The organism is Protofrankia sp. Cr1 (assembly GCF_963555865.1).
GTDB lineage: Bacteria > Actinomycetota > Actinomycetes > Frankiales > Frankiaceae > Protofrankia.
Genome location: NZ_CAUVXO010000029.1, coordinates 13,548 through 27,440 on the forward strand (window position 1 = coordinate 13,548; position 13,893 = coordinate 27,440).

Here is a 13,893-nt window from a genome sequence, read left to right on the forward strand (position 1 = left end):
CGCAGCCAATCGACAGGCGCGTCACGGGCTCCCAGGCGATGAATTCACACCCGCGCGGATGGACCCGTCGGGTGATGCGGTTCGGGCGGTCGTCGACGTCGAGAGGGGCCCGGGTGGCCGGGTCGGTGGCCTGCTCGTGCGCCCATGCGTGCGCGGTGTCCCAGTCGTCGAAGGAAGCGACCACCTCGCCGTCGCGGTCGTACACGTGGAAGCGTCGGGTGCGGGTGGCCGTGTGCCGCACGGGTGGGATGCGGCCTCGGCGATGGTCCAGGTGGAGATCCAGGTGCTGGTCCAGGCGATGGTGGCGGACGGGATACGTGCGGTCGGCGGGTGGCACTCGCGGCCTCCTGGGGTCAGGGCCTTCGCTGTGGATGAACCTCAGCGTCGATGAACCTCAGCCAACCGGGTTAGCTGTTTTCCGGGAAGGTGCGACGACGGTGCGTACCAGTGCGATGACACTTTGCATGTGCAAAGGCGGGCGCCCTGTGCACGCGGTGAAATTGTGCTAAACAACACTTTATTGATGACCACCGTCCCGTTTCGGGCGTAGGAGTCCTGCCCAGGCGGGGTCGGGTGTCGGCTGGCGAACAGGTGTGGGCGTGCCCTCCGGGCGCCTGCGACAATGGTCGACGTGGTCGAGACATCGCTGCCGCGCGAGGTAGTCCTGCTTGGTTCGACTGGTTCGATAGGAACCCAGGCCATTGATGTGGTGAAACGCAATCCCGACCGGTTCCGCGTGGTCGCGCTGACCGGCGGCGGGGCAAGGGTCGACCTGCTGGCTGCCCAGGCTCTTGACCTGGGTGTCGAGGCCGTTGGGGTAGCCCGTGCCTGCGCCGCGCAGGATCTACAGCTCGCCTTCTACGCGGAGGCGTCCCGGCGGGGCTTTCGCAAGGGCGAGTACGCCATCCCGAAGATCTTGACCGGACCGGACGGGGCTACGGAGATCGCCGCGTGGCCGTGCGATGTCGTCCTCAACGGCATCACCGGTTCGGTGGGCCTCGCACCCACGCTGGCCGCGTTGCGGGCCGGTCGCACGGTGGCACTTGCCAACAAGGAGTCGCTGGTCGCCGGTGGTCCGCTCGTCCTTGACGCGCTGGACGGCGATCCTTCCCGGCTCGTTCCGGTGGACTCCGAGCATTCGGCGCTGGCCCAGTGCCTGCGCGGCGGCCGGGCCGCGGAGGTGCGCAAGCTCGTCCTCACCGCCAGCGGCGGGCCGTTTCGGGGCCGCTCCCGCGCCGAGCTGGGCCAGGTGAGCACGCAGCAGGCGTTGGCGCACCCCACCTGGGACATGGGGCCGCTCGTCACGATCAACTCGGCAACCCTGATGAACAAGGGCCTCGAGCTGATCGAGGCGCATCTGTTCTTCGGAGTGCCCTATGACGACATCGACGTCGTCGTCCATCCGCAGTCGTTGGTGCACTCGATGGTCGAGTTCGTCGACGGGTCAACGTTGGCGCAGGTCTCCCCGCCCGACATGCGCCTGCCCATCGCCTTGGCCCTGGGGTGGCCCGATCGGGTAGCCGATGCACAGGCCCCGATGGACTGGCGGCGGGCCCAGTCGTTGACCTTCGAGCCCCTGGACACGGTCGCGTTTCCGGCGGTGGATCTCGCCCGGGAGACCGGGCGCCGCGGCGGGACCGCGCCCGCCGTCTTCAACGCCGCCAACGAGGAGGCCGTGGCGGCCTTCCTCGGGCATCGCCTGCCGTTCGTGCGCATCGTCGATGTTGTGGCCGAGGTGGTCATGTCGCACACGGTGACGCAACGTCCGAGCCTGGACGAGGTGTTGAGCACTGAGCAGGAGGCGCGCGAACAGGTGCGTGCTCTCATCGATCAAGGATTCGATCGGACAGTGATTCCTTCGTGACGCTGAGGTACAATGCGACATTCTCCAGCGCTGTGATCGGGGTGTGACCGCACCATGACCAACGCGATTGGCATCGTCGCGTTCGCCTTGGCTCTGATCGTCTCCATCGTCCTGCACGAGGCCGGTCACTTTATGACGGCACGTCACTACGGTATGAAGGCCTCGAAATTCTTCGTCGGATTCGGCCCGACGCTGTGGTCGCGCACCCGGGGCGAAACCGAGTACGGGATCAAGGCGATTCCGGCCGGGGGATTCGTCAAGATCGAGGGGATGACCCCGCTCGAGGAGATCGATCCGGCTGACGCCGACCGGGCGTTCCATGCCCGGCCGGCCCACCAGCGGGCGGTCGTGCTCGCGGCCGGGTCGTTCATGCACTTCGTCATCGCCATTGTCCTGATCTACAGCGTGCTGCTGCTTCTCGGGACGTCGCATCCCAGCGCGAACAAGGTCGGCCGGACGGTCTGCGTGCCGGTGGCCGGGCAGTGTGCCCCGCAGGCGGCGGTGGGTCCGGCTGAGCTCGCGGGTGTGCGCGTGGGCGATCGGGTCGTGAGTTTCGACGGCACGACGATTGGTGACTGGAGCCAGTTCACCCGTCTCATTCGTGATCATGGCCCGGGACCTGCGACGCTCGTGGTCAACCGGGACGGACGGGACGTGACGCTACGACCTGATCTGGTCTCGGTCCGTCGGGACCGTCAGACCGGGTTGGCTGGCGACGATCAGGTCGGGGCGATCGGCATCGCACAGGGCTACGACGTTGTGCGGTACAACCCGATCTCGGCCGTCCCGAGGACCGTGCGCATCCTTGGCAGCGGAGTCACCGGGATGTACGACACCCTGGTCCACCGACTCGGTGACCTCACCAACCTCTTCGGCAAGGACCGGAACGCCAACGGTCTGGTCGGTGTGGTCGGCGCGGCACGGGCCGGTGGTGAGCTGCTGTCGGCGCAGGACGTGTCCATCGGCCAGCGCATCGGTGACTTCCTCGTGCTGGTGGCGGGGGTCAACCTGGCGGTCGGCCTGTTCAACCTGCTGCCGCTGTTCCCACTCGATGGCGGGCACCTGGCGGTTCTCGGCTTCGAGCAGGCCCGGCACGGGGCGCGTCGGTTGACCGGCTATCGGGGACCGGTCAAACGGGTCGACCTCGTGAAACTCCTGCCCGCGGCATACGCGATGGTCGCGTTCTTCGTCATCCTGAGTCTGATCATTCTATCCGCCGACATCGTCAATCCGATCAGTTTCAACTAGCCTCCCGCTCTTGTGCGGCGGAGGAGGAGCTAGATGGTGGTCTGCTGTCAGCGAGACCGCATCGCCGCTGGCTCGGCGGGCTTAGAGCGCTTTGCGGGCCAGTCTTTTGCCCAGCTTCCGATCAGCTTCCGACCATTGACACGCCAGTGAGGACATCGTGACAGTAACTCTCGGCATGCCCGAGGCGCCGGCACTCCCGCTCGCCACCCGGCGTCATAGCAGGCAGATCCAGGTCGGCACGGTGCCGGTCGGCGGGGACGCGCCGGTCTCCGTCCAGTCCATGACCACGACACTCACCTCGGATGTCAACGCCACCCTGCAGCAGATCGCGGAGCTCACCGCTGCCGGCTGCCAGATCGTGCGGGTGGCCGTCCCCAGCCAGGACGATGCGGACGCGCTGGCCGCCATCGCGAAGAAGTCGCCGATCCCGGTGATCGCAGACATCCACTTCCAGCCGAAGTACGTCTTCGCCGCGATCGACGCGGGCTGTGCCGCGGTCCGGGTCAACCCCGGGAACATCAAGGCGTTCGACGACAAGGTCGGGGAGATCGCTCGCGCTGCCGGCGCCGCGGCCACGCCCATCCGGATCGGGGTGAACGCGGGGTCGTTGGACAAGCGCCTGCTGGCCAAGTACGGCCGGGCGACCCCGGAGGCGTTGGTGGAGTCGGCGCTGTGGGAGTGCTCCCTGTTCGAGGAGCACGGCTTCACCGACATCAAGATCTCCGTGAAGCACCACGACCCGGTCGTGATGATCCAGGCCTACCGGTTGCTCGCGCAACGTTGTGACTACCCGCTGCATCTGGGAGTCACCGAGGCGGGTCCGGCCTTCCAGGGCACCGTCAAGTCGGCCGTGGCCTTCGGCGCGTTGTTGGCGCAGGGCATCGGTGACACCTTGCGGGTGTCGCTGTCGGCGCCCCCCGTCGAAGAGGTCAAGGTCGGTATCGGCATTCTCGCGTCCCTGGGGATGCGTCAGCGTACCCTGGAGATCGTTTCGTGTCCGTCCTGTGGTCGGGCCCAGGTCGACGTCTACAAGCTGGCGGAAGAAGTCACCGCCGGCCTGGAGGGAATGACGGTGCCACTTCGGGTCGCCGTCATGGGCTGCGTGGTGAACGGGCCGGGCGAGGCGCGCGAGGCCGATCTCGGGGTGGCCTCCGGCAACGGCAAGGGTCAGATCTTCGTCCGGGGTGAGGTTGTCAAGACCGTGGCCGAGGCGCAGATCGTCGAGACGCTGATCGAGGAGGCCATGCGGCTGGCCGAGCAGATGGAGGTCGACGGGGCGACACCCGGCGAGCCTTCGGTGTCGGTCGGGTAACTTTCGGCGTTTGTGACCATGGGCCTTCCGCTTCGCTCCGCCCCCACCCGCCTGCTTGACGACCACGATCTGCCTGCGGTTCGGGAGCTGCTCGCGCGTAACCCGATCGCAGACGTGTTCGTCGCGTCCCGGGTGGAGACATGCGGACTCGCCCCGTGGCGGTTGGGCGCGCAGATGTGGGGCCATCTGGTGGACGGCCGCCTTGCCGCCGTGTGCTACTCGGGCGCGAACCTCTGGCCTGTCGCGGCGGGTCCGGCTTCGGCGAAGGCGTTCGCCGAGCGGGCCCGCCGTCAGGGCCGTCGATGTTCCTCGATCGTCGGCGTGGCAGATGCGGTGCAGGTCATGTGGCGGCATCTGGAACCGGTATGGGGACCCGCCCGTGAGGTCAGGGCGGACCAACCGCTGTTGGCGATCTCCGAGCCTCCCGCGGTGGCTCCCGACCCCGCCGTGCGTCACGTCCGTCCCGACGAGTTGGATCTCCTGCTGCCGGCGTGCGTGGCGATGTTCACCGAGGAGATCGGGGTGTCTCCGGTGCTCGCCGATGGTGGGGCGCTCTATCGGGCCCGGATTGCCGAGTTCGTCAGCCGGCGTCGTTCCTTTGCCCGGATCGAAGACGGGCGGGTCGTGTTCAAGGCCGAGATCGGCGCGGTGGCTGGAGACGTCTGTCAGATCCAGGGGGTCTGGGTGGCCCCGGAGCTACGGGGCAGGGGCCTGGGGGCGGCCGGCACCGCGAGCGTGGTGGCGATCGCGCAGGCGACTCTCGCACCCGTGGTCAGTCTCTATGTCAACGAGTTCAACCATCCCGCGCGCCAGGCCTATGACCGGATCGGCTTCTACCGGGTCGGTACCTTCGCGTCGATCCTGTTCTGATCCGTCCGTACCCGGGTGGGGATGGCGCCCGGGGCCTTCCTCTGCCATGCTCAGTTTTCCGACCACTTCGATCGGTTTGCATGGCGCCGTGGGGCGTCGTTGCGGTGAGACACCACAGCTGGGGGGAAGGCACATGTCATCGAGGAGGCTGTGGCGTCGGATCACGCCACTGCTCGCGGCCGGCGCGTTGGCGTTGGCGGCAACGGCCTGCTCGAGCGGGGGAGACGGCAACACCGTGTCGGCCGGGAGTTCGGCGACCAGCTCGACTGCCGGTCCGACGGGGACACTGCGGCTCGGTTACTTTCCGAACCTCACCCACGCACCAGCTATCTACGGTCTTGACCAGGGGATCTTCGCGGCCACGCTCGGCCCGGGCGTGAAGATTGCGACCTCGACGTTCAACTCGGGTACCCAGGAGGCCGAGGCGATCCTGTCCGGCGCCCTCGACGCCGGCTACATCGGGCCCAACCCCGCGGTCAACGCCTTTGTCAAATCCAAGGGTGCAGCGCTGCGCATCATCTCGGGCGTGACATCCGGTGGGGCCGGCCTCGTGGTGAAGAGCGACATCATCTCGGTCGATCAGCTGCGCGGCAAGACGATCGCGACTCCCGGTCTCGCCAACACCCAGGATGTCGCGCTGCGGTATTACCTCAAGCAGCATGGCCTGGCCACCGACAAGAACGGCGGCGGCGACGTTCAGGTCCGTCCGCAGGACAACGCGGTGACGGTGGACGCCTTCAAGTCCGGCGCGATAGACGGTGCCTGGGTGCCCGAACCCACCGCGTCCCGGATGGTCGCCGATGGCGGGAAGCTGCTGGTGGACGAAGCCTCGCAGTGGCCCGACGGCAGGTTCACCACCACCGTGCTGGTCGTGCGTACCGATTACGCGGCGCGCAACCCGGAGATCGTCAAGCGGCTGGTGGCGGCGAACGTCGCCTCGATCAATGCGCTGGGCGCGGACCCAGCCAAGGCTCAGCAGGTCACCAACCAGGGGCTGGCGAAGCTGTCCGGCAAGCCCCTGGCGGACGCCGTGATCGCGCCGGCATGGAAGCGACTGACATTCACTCCCGACCCGATCGCGTCCTCAGTGGTCACGTCGGCCGATCATGCCCAGATGCTCGGCCTGATCACCAAGGCCAACCTCGACGGGATCTTCGATCTGGCGACCCTGAACGCGGTGCTGACCGCACAGGGCAAACCGGCTGTCGCAGCGAAGTAGCCGTGGATCGACCAGAGCGCGACCTGGGGATCTCGGCCTCCGGCGGCGCGAAAAACCATGATCGCGCCGCCTTTGGCCCGTCAGCAGAGGAGAGGATTTCGTGACCGCCGTCATCGACACGAGCGCGGTACGGATCGCCGGTGTGAGCCGGACCTTCGGGTCCGGCCCGCACCGGGTCCAGGCGCTGGACAACGTTTCCCTTGATGTGCGCCCGGGGGAGTTCGTCTGCCTGCTGGGCGCGTCCGGCTGTGGGAAGTCGACGCTGCTGGGCATTCTTGCCGGCATCGATCGACCAACTTCTGGCATGGTCGACGTCGGTGGGCGCAGGGTCGGCCTGATGTTCCAGGATTCGGCCCTGTTGCCGTGGCTCACCGCCGGGGGCAACATCGCGTTGCCGATGAAGATCAGGGGTGTCCCCGGCGCGGATCGCCGGGTCCGGGTCGAGGAGCTCCTCACGATGGTTCGCCTGGCCGGTCTTGCCGACAAGCGGCCGCACGAACTTTCCGGTGGCATGCGCCAGCGGGTCAGCCTGGCCAGAGCGTTCGCGCAGGAGGCCGACATCCTGTGTATGGACGAGCCCTTCGGCGCGCTCGATGCGATGACGCGGGACCTGCTGCATGACGAGCTGGAGCGGATCTGGCGCGAAACCGGGGTCACCGTCCTGTTCGTCACCCACGACGTGCGTGAGGCGGTGCGGCTGGGGGATCGCATCGTGTTGCTGTCGAGCCGGCCGGGGCGGGTGGCTGAGATCTTCGACGTCGGGATCGACCGCCCGCGCCGCATCGACGAACCGGATGTGGCCGCGCTCGCCGCGACGATCACCGCTCGGTTGCGTGCGGAGGTGAGTCGTCATGGCCGCTGATACGACCATCGGACCCGATACGCTGCGCGGGCCGGCGACGACCACATCGACCGACGCGGCTCTTGCCGGGCTCGACGCCCTGGAGACCGCGGCGGCGCCCGGGCGCCCGCTCGCACTGCGGATGTGGTCGGCGACCTGGCCGAAGCTGGGCGCTGTTGCGATCTTTCTGCTGGCGTGGCAGATCGTGGTGTGGATCGGCTGGAAGCCGTCCTATGTCCTACCCGGCCCGGACGAGGCGTTGCCCGAGCTCGGCCACCGGGTGGTGAGTGGGGACTTCTGGTCCGCCTTCGCCCGTACCATGCAGCGTGCTTTCGTCGGGTATGCTCTGGCGGTCGTGATCGGCACCGTCGTCGGTCTGGCCGTGTCCCGGTTCGCCCTGCTGCGGACCGCGGTCGGCTCGTTCATCACAGCGTTGCAGACGATGCCCTCCATCGTCTGGTTTCCACTGGCGATCCTGCTGTTCAGGCTCACCGAAGGGGCGATTCTGTTCGTCGTCGTACTCGGTGCGGCGCCGTCGGTCGCCAACGGTGTCATCAGCGGTATCGACTATGTCCCGCCGCTGCTGACCAGGCTCGGGCGGTCCATGGGCGCGCGAGGCCTGAAACTGTACCGATTCGTGGTGGCACCGGCGGCTCTGCCGTCGGTGGTGGCCGGGCTCAAACAGGGCTGGGCGTTCGCCTGGCGGAGCCTGATGGCGGGTGAACTGCTGGTTATCGTGCCCGGTCACCCGTCCATCGGCTCGGATCTGGAGAACAGCCGCCAGTTCCTGGATGCGACCGGTGTGATCGCGTCCATGTTGACGATTTTCGCGATCGGGGTCCTGGTGGATGCCGCGTTCAACACCGTGGACCGCCGGATGCGCGCCCGCCGCGGGCTCCTGCCTGAACAGTCGAGCTGAGGTCGACCGGCGCTACCCGTGTGGGGCGCGCTACGACCATGACCGGCAAGATGGAGATATGCAGATCTCCGCACGAGCCGACTATGCCCTGCGCGCATTGCTGACGCTGGCAGCCTCCGACGGTGAGCTCGTGAAGGGTGAGAGCCTGGCGACCGCGCAGGACCTGCCGCTGCGGTTTCTGGAGAACATCCTCACCGATCTTCGCCGGAGTGGCCTGGTGGTGAGCAGGCGTGGCGCCGAAGGTGGTTACCGGCTCTGTCGACCGGCGGGCGAGATCACCATTGCGATGGTGATCCGTGCCACCGACGGTCCGTTGGCCAGCGTCCGGGGCCGCAGACCGGAGGAGGCGGCCTACGAGGGCGCCGCCAAGCACCTTCAGGATGTGTGGATCGCGGTGCGGGTCAGCCTGCGCCGGGTCCTTGAGGAGGTCACGCTCGCGGATGTCGCCAGCGGGCACCTGCCGCCCATCGTCTGTGAGCTCGGTCGGGACCGGGACGCGTGGGTCGCCCGGTGATCGGTGGGGAGCCTCCTGTCGTTGAGGCGGTGGTCTTCGACTGGGGCGGTACCCTGACCCCCTTCCACGACGTGGACCTGTTGGACCTCTGGCGAATGGTTGCGCTCGACCTCGCCCCGGGGGACGCGCGGGAGCTGACCCGGGCGCTGGAGGGCTCCGAACAGCGGTGGTGGGCCACGACCGGCGCATCGGGCCGCAGCGGGACGGTCACCGAACTGCTCGCGGTGGCGTCGGTGGCGGTGGGGCTCGACGTGGCCGGTGCCGTGCACCGGGTAGCGGCCCGGCATGACCTGTGTGCCTGGACTCCCCACACGGTGTGCGACCCGGACGCGCTGCTGGCGCTGCACCTGGTGCGGACCCGGGGGTTGCGGATCGGGTTGCTGACCAACACGCACTGGCCTCGCTCATGGCACTCGCGATGGCTTGCCCGAGACGGCATCCTGGACCTGTTCGACGCCCGGGTGTACACCAACGACCTGCCGTTTTCCAAGCCGCATCCGGACGCGTTCCACGCCGCGCTCGCCTCGCTCGGCGTGCGTGACCCGGGTGCGGCGGTATTTGTCGGCGACCGTCCGGCGAGCGACATAGCCGGGGCCCGTGGCGTCGGCATGCGCACCGTGCTGCTCTCCGACGGCGCCGGTCCCCGATCCGGGGTGCCGGGGGAATCCTGTGACGGCCGGGCCGACGCGGTGATCGGGCGGCTCGGGCGGCTGCTGGGCGTCCTGGACGGTTGGGCGGCCGGTCGCCGACGGCCGTTCTCACGCGCCGGGTAGCGCCCGGATGGCCTGGTCAGGGGGCTGGCCTGCCGCGATCCGGGCCTGCTGGCCGCGCACCGCCATCCCGGCCAAAGCGTCGGTCACCAGCGCGCGTCCCTCGCCCGTCAGGTCGCCGATCGCGTCGTAGGCGGCGGCCGAACAACGGTCCTCGATGTCGGCCAGCAGCAGGAGCACGCCGGCCAGGTCGGTGGATACCGGCGGCAGCCGGTACGCGGCCTGGGCCGCTGGCGCGCTGCCGCCCCGGTCGAGGATCTCGGCCACCAGTCGGTCACGCAGCTCCCGATGGGCGGTGAACGCATTCTGGGCCAGGACCCGGGTCGACTCCGCCGCCGGCCGCAGTGCGGCCAGCTCACCGCCGGCCGCGGCGGTGACATAGACGGCGGCGTGTTCCATGGCGAGCAGGTTTGACAGCGTCTGGACGGCGGCGGAGTCGGGCGGTAGGTGCTCCTGTGCCGGCACCCGGTCAGCCGACCAGCGGGGCGAGCAGGTCCGCATGTGCGGTCTCAGCCGCATGAATGCTGGCCAGCAGCGGCGCCAGGCTCGCCGAGGCGGCCAGGCACTGGGTCCGCAGTGCTGTCGCGGCCGCGCGCTCCAGCGTCAGTAACCCCGCCACACTAGCCTGCGCGGCCCCGGTGGCGGCTGTGGCCGTCGTTGCAGGTGTGGTGGCAGGTGTGGTGGTAGGTGTGGCCGCGGTCGCGGGTGTGGCCGGCACCAGGCGACTGACATGCTCGGCATGGTGGGCACGCACCGCGCGCAATGTCGCCGCAATCGAGGGATACGCGGCGATCGCGCGGTCGTACGCGACGAGCAGCGCGTGTTCAGACCTGAGCGCGGCTCCGCGCAGAAGGTCGTCGGCGGTGGCCGCCGCCGGGGTGGCAGTGTGTTCCCGGGCCGCTCGTGTCCAGCTGCATCCGACGAGGGCGCTGGCCGCAGCCAGTGGCAGTGCGCCGAGCACGACCCGTCTGGAGGACCCCTGAGCGGGAATCATCGAGCTCACGGCCCAGCAGCTTGGCACAGGTTGGCGGGCAGCGTGCTGCCTGCACGCCGGCCGTGCCCGCGGGCGGACCCGGATGAGCCTCGGGCGGCGACCGACGTAGGCTGAGGATCTCGAGAGGACGTCACGCCGGTGCGTGGCGATGAACGCCAGTGTGTGGCGACGGAGAGGAGCGGGTCGACGTGGGCGACGCCGTGGCCGCAACCCATGCCGGCGGCGGGCGAGGCCGCGCCCACCTGGTCCGCCTGCTCACCCCGGAGCTGGCGGCTCATGGGTTCGACCTGGAGGACGTCGCGGTCACCCGGGCGGGTTCCCGCAGCGTCGTGCGGGTGGTGGTGGACCGCGACGACGGTATCGATCTGGACGCGGTCGCCGAGGCCAGCCGGGCCGTCTCCGCTGTTCTCGACGCGGTCGACGGCGACGGCGCACCTGTGTCGGGCCCGTACGTGCTTGAGGTCAGCTCGCCGGGGGTGGACCGCCCGCTGGTCGCGGCACGGCACTGGCGGCGCGCCCGGGGACGGCTGGTTTCGGTGCACACCCGTGACGGTAGGCAGCTGATCGGCCGGGTCCGCGCCAGCGGGCCCGACTCGGCGGAGCTCGCGGTGGATGATCAGAGTGGGTCGGCAGGTGCGGTACGGCGGATATCCTTCGCGGATGTCGCCCGGGCCGTTGTGCAGGTGGAGTTCCGTGCGACCGGGGACGATTCTGCGACCGGTGAGGATTCTGGGACCGGTGACGATTCTGGGACCGGGGCGGACGCCCAGGGGGAGGCGGAGCGATGAAGCTCGACGTGGCGGCGCTGCGTGGGATCGAACGCGAGAAGGACATCTCCTTTGACACCCTGGTGGAGGCGATCGAGACCGCGTTGCTGACGGCCTACCGGCACACCGGCGGCGCGGCACAGGACGCCCGGGTGGTCGTCGACCGGACGTCAGGCAATGTCGCGGTCTATGCCCGTGAGACGTCCCTGGACGGGCTGACCCGCGAGTGGGAGGACACGCCCGAGGACTTCGGCCGGATCGCGACGATGACCGCCAAGCAGGTGATCATGCAGCGGCTACGCGAGGCGCAGCAGGAAGTCACCTACGGACAATATGCAGACCGTGAGCATGATGTCGTCTCCGGCGTCGTCCAGCATCACGAGCAGCGAGCCGGTTCCAAGGTCGTGCTGGTGGATCTCGGCACGATTGAGGGTGTGCTCGCGCCGGCTGAGCAGGTCCCCGGCGAGCGTTTCGAACACGGGGACCGCGTCAAGTGCTATGTCGTGAGCGTCGTGCGCGGTGCGCACGGTCCCGCGGTGACGTTGTCTCGGACCCACCCGGAGCTGGTCAAGGGGTTGTTCCGCCTGGAGGTCCCGGAGGTCGCGGACGGCACGGTGGAGATCGTCGCGATCGCCCGGGAGGCGGGACACCGCAGCAAGATCGCAGTTCGGTCGACCGTCCCCGGAGTGAACCCGAAGGGCGCGTGTATCGGTCCGATGGGCAGCCGGGTCCGTGCCGTCATGGCTGAGCTGCGTGGCGAGAAGATCGATATCGTCGACTGGTCCGCCGAACCGGCCGCGTTCGTGGGTAACGCGCTGTCGCCGGCACGGGTCGCACGGGTCGAGGTCACCGATGAGGCCGGCCGCTCGGCCCGGGTGGTCGTACCGGATTACCAGCTGTCGCTCGCCATTGGCCGGGAAGGGCAGAATGCCCGGCTGGCCGCCCGTCTCACCGGCTGGCGCATCGACATCCATTCGGATACGGAAAGAAGCGCTACGGAAGGCAGCGGTGACCCGGTGTCGAGGGAACGTCCCGAATCGTCTCCCAGGCGGGTCGTGGCCCCGGCCGCGGCCCGTAGATCCCCGGCTGCCGGCAACCGCTCCGCGGGCGCAACGGGATAGACTGGCGATGGCGTGCCGTGCGGAGCCGGTCCGCACCTGCGTAGGGTGTCGTACCCGGGCGGTGCGGACCGACTTGGTGCGTATGGTGGCAGTTGGTGGCGAGCTCACACCCGATGTTCGCCGTCGTATGCCAGGGCGGGGAGCACACCTGCATCCCGATCTGGTCTGCCTTGATCTCGCGGAGCGTCGCAAGGCGTTCCCGCGGGCGCTGCGCGTTCCAGGGCCACTCGGGCTTGGACGCGTCAGGGCACACCTTGTTGAGCGGTAGATGATGTTGAACGGCACGTGATTGCGCACCGGCGTGGAGTTCACGGAAGATCGGACGACATCACCAGATGTCGACACGGAAGCAGGTCGAGACAGCGATGACCGCGCGATGAGCACGCAGCCATGATCACGACCAGCAGGTAACGAGGGTCACGCGGGCGGACCGCGGGCCGAAAGAAGGAGCACCGTGGTAGGAAAGGCCCGCGTACACGAGCTCGCCAAGGAGCTCGGAGTCGACAGCAAGACCGTGCTCGCCAAACTGAAGGATCTCGGCGAGTTCGTGAAGTCGGCTTCGTCCACAGTCGAGGCACCCGTCGTTCGAAAGCTCAAGGAATCGTTCCCGGCCGAAGGCGCGGCAACGCAGCGGTCGTCCGCCCGCGGTGGTACACCCCAGGGCAATGTCAGCTCCCAGGGCAACCCGCAGGGCAGCCCGCAGGGCAACGGCAGCTCCCAGGGCAACGGAGTCAGGCCCGGTACCGGAGCCCGTCCGGGACCGGTACCACCCCGTCCCGGTCCGCGGCTTCCCGGCCGCCCGGGTGCCCCCGGTGCCCCGGTCCGCCCGCAGGCCCCCGGTGTCGGGGTAAGCGCGCCCGGCCCGGCCCAGCCAGGCCCCGCCGCACCGCAGGTGCCGGACAGCCCAGCCCCCAACAGGCCGGCGGCGGACCTCCCCGCGGCCGCATCGGCTCCGGAGGTCACTCCGAGCGCCGCTCCCGCACCCTCCGTGACTCCGCCGCCGTCGCGCCCTCGCCCGGCCGCGCCCAGCGTCCAGGCGCGACCTGGGCCTGCGGCCAGCGCGCCCGCGCCCAGCGTGCCGACGCCCGGGTCTAGTGCGCCGACGTCCGCGCCCAGCATGCCGGCAGCAGACACGCCGTCGCCGAGCCCGTCGGTGGAGATCCCGCCGGTGAAGGGTCCGTCCGGTCGTCCGGCCCCCGGGCCGCGCCCCGGGCCGCGCCCGGCCGGTCCTGGTAACAACCCGTACACGACGCCCAGCTCGCAGCCACGGCAGGCGCCGTCCGGCCCCGCGGCCGCCAGCGGTCCACCCGCCGGTCCGCCGCCGCGCCAGGCCGGTTCACGTCCAGGTGGTCCTCGTCCCGCCGGAGCCGGGGGCCCTCGTCCCGCCGGCGCCGGGGGTCCTCGTCCCGCCGGCGCCGGGGGTCCTCGTCCCGCCGGGACGGGCGGTCCACGCC

General features: G+C 69.4%; 16 protein-coding genes and 1 pseudogene. 13 read left to right on the forward strand and 4 right to left on the reverse strand.

The window, feature by feature from the left end:
- The coding region (locus tag U9980_RS04925; RefSeq protein WP_322766878.1) for a hypothetical protein at nt 1-337 on the reverse strand (337 nt) is incomplete at its 3' end.
- A gap of 285 nt (nt 338-622) precedes the next feature.
- Between U9980_RS04925 and dxr the strand changes: the two genes are divergently transcribed.
- From dxr to U9980_RS04970, 9 genes are all read left to right on the forward strand, one after another.
- Nucleotides 623-1,864, forward strand: coding sequence for a 1-deoxy-D-xylulose-5-phosphate reductoisomerase (gene dxr / locus U9980_RS04930; RefSeq protein ID WP_322748295.1), 1,242 nt, complete (start codon nt 623-625; stop codon nt 1,862-1,864).
- A gap of 54 nt (nt 1,865-1,918) precedes the next feature.
- A complete protein-coding gene (locus tag U9980_RS04935) occupies nt 1,919-3,112 on the forward strand; it encodes a site-2 protease family protein (protein ID WP_322766879.1) in 1,194 nt (397 codons plus the stop codon).
- A gap of 157 nt (nt 3,113-3,269) precedes the next feature.
- On the forward strand, nt 3,270-4,424 hold the full coding sequence (gene ispG / locus U9980_RS04940; protein ID WP_322752111.1) for a flavodoxin-dependent (E)-4-hydroxy-3-methylbut-2-enyl-diphosphate synthase: 1,155 nt from the start codon (nt 3,270-3,272) through the stop codon (nt 4,422-4,424).
- A gap of 18 nt (nt 4,425-4,442) precedes the next feature.
- Entirely contained in the window at nt 4,443-5,294 is an 852-nt protein-coding gene (locus U9980_RS04945; RefSeq protein ID WP_322752110.1) for a GNAT family N-acetyltransferase, read from the forward strand.
- 133 nt (nt 5,295-5,427) lie between these two features.
- Complete coding sequence (locus U9980_RS04950; RefSeq protein ID WP_322766880.1) at nt 5,428-6,513, forward strand: ABC transporter substrate-binding protein; 1,086 nt, start codon at nt 5,428-5,430, stop codon at nt 6,511-6,513.
- 100 nt (nt 6,514-6,613) lie between these two features.
- Entirely contained in the window at nt 6,614-7,375 is a 762-nt protein-coding gene (locus U9980_RS04955) for an ABC transporter ATP-binding protein (RefSeq protein WP_322766881.1), read from the forward strand.
- Nucleotides 7,365-8,273, forward strand: a complete 909-nt coding sequence (locus tag U9980_RS04960; RefSeq protein WP_322766882.1) for an ABC transporter permease — start codon at nt 7,365-7,367, stop codon at nt 8,271-8,273. The genes U9980_RS04955 and U9980_RS04960 overlap by 11 nt, the downstream gene beginning before the upstream one ends.
- Before the next feature lie 58 nt (nt 8,274-8,331).
- Nucleotides 8,332-8,787: an Rrf2 family transcriptional regulator gene (locus tag U9980_RS04965; RefSeq protein ID WP_322752106.1), complete on the forward strand. Its 456-nt coding sequence runs from the start codon at nt 8,332-8,334 to the stop codon at nt 8,785-8,787.
- The gene (locus U9980_RS04970; protein ID WP_322766883.1) at nt 8,772-9,560 is read left to right on the forward strand and encodes an HAD family hydrolase; all 789 of its coding nucleotides are present in this window, start codon (nt 8,772-8,774) and stop codon (nt 9,558-9,560) included. The genes U9980_RS04965 and U9980_RS04970 overlap by 16 nt, the downstream gene beginning before the upstream one ends.
- Here the strand turns inward: U9980_RS04970 and U9980_RS04975 are convergent.
- The gene (locus tag U9980_RS04975; RefSeq protein WP_322766884.1) at nt 9,546-10,058 is read right to left on the reverse strand and encodes a DUF4439 domain-containing protein; all 513 of its coding nucleotides are present in this window, start codon (nt 10,056-10,058) and stop codon (nt 9,546-9,548) included. The two genes, U9980_RS04970 and U9980_RS04975, sit on opposite strands and share 15 nt — an antisense overlap.
- A complete protein-coding gene (locus U9980_RS04980; RefSeq protein WP_322766886.1) occupies nt 10,027-10,551 on the reverse strand; it encodes a hypothetical protein in 525 nt (174 codons plus the stop codon). The genes U9980_RS04975 and U9980_RS04980 overlap by 32 nt, the downstream gene beginning before the upstream one ends.
- Before the next feature lie 188 nt (nt 10,552-10,739).
- Between U9980_RS04980 and rimP the strand changes: the two genes are divergently transcribed.
- The 4 genes and pseudogenes from rimP to U9980_RS05000 form a co-directional block, all read left to right on the forward strand.
- Nucleotides 10,740-11,339 carry a ribosome maturation factor RimP gene (rimP, locus tag U9980_RS04985; protein ID WP_322752102.1) on the forward strand — a complete coding sequence of 200 codons (600 nt, stop codon included), beginning with the start codon at nt 10,740-10,742 and terminating at the stop codon, nt 11,337-11,339.
- Complete coding sequence (gene nusA, locus U9980_RS04990) at nt 11,336-12,439, forward strand: transcription termination factor NusA (RefSeq protein WP_322766885.1); 1,104 nt, start codon at nt 11,336-11,338, stop codon at nt 12,437-12,439. The genes rimP and nusA overlap by 4 nt, the downstream gene beginning before the upstream one ends.
- A gap of 7 nt (nt 12,440-12,446) precedes the next feature.
- Nucleotides 12,447-12,707, forward strand: a complete 261-nt coding sequence (locus tag U9980_RS04995; protein WP_322751565.1) for a YlxR family protein — start codon at nt 12,447-12,449, stop codon at nt 12,705-12,707.
- 186 nt (nt 12,708-12,893) lie between these two features.
- Nucleotides 12,894-13,037 (forward strand): annotated as a pseudogene (locus tag U9980_RS05000) (translation initiation factor IF-2 N-terminal domain-containing protein); the annotation flags it as partial.
- Nucleotides 13,038-13,530: 493 nt separating this feature from the next.
- Here the strand turns inward: U9980_RS05000 and U9980_RS05005 are convergent.
- A partial coding sequence (locus U9980_RS05005; RefSeq protein WP_322766887.1) for a hypothetical protein occupies nt 13,531-13,893 on the reverse strand: 363 nt, incomplete at its 5' end.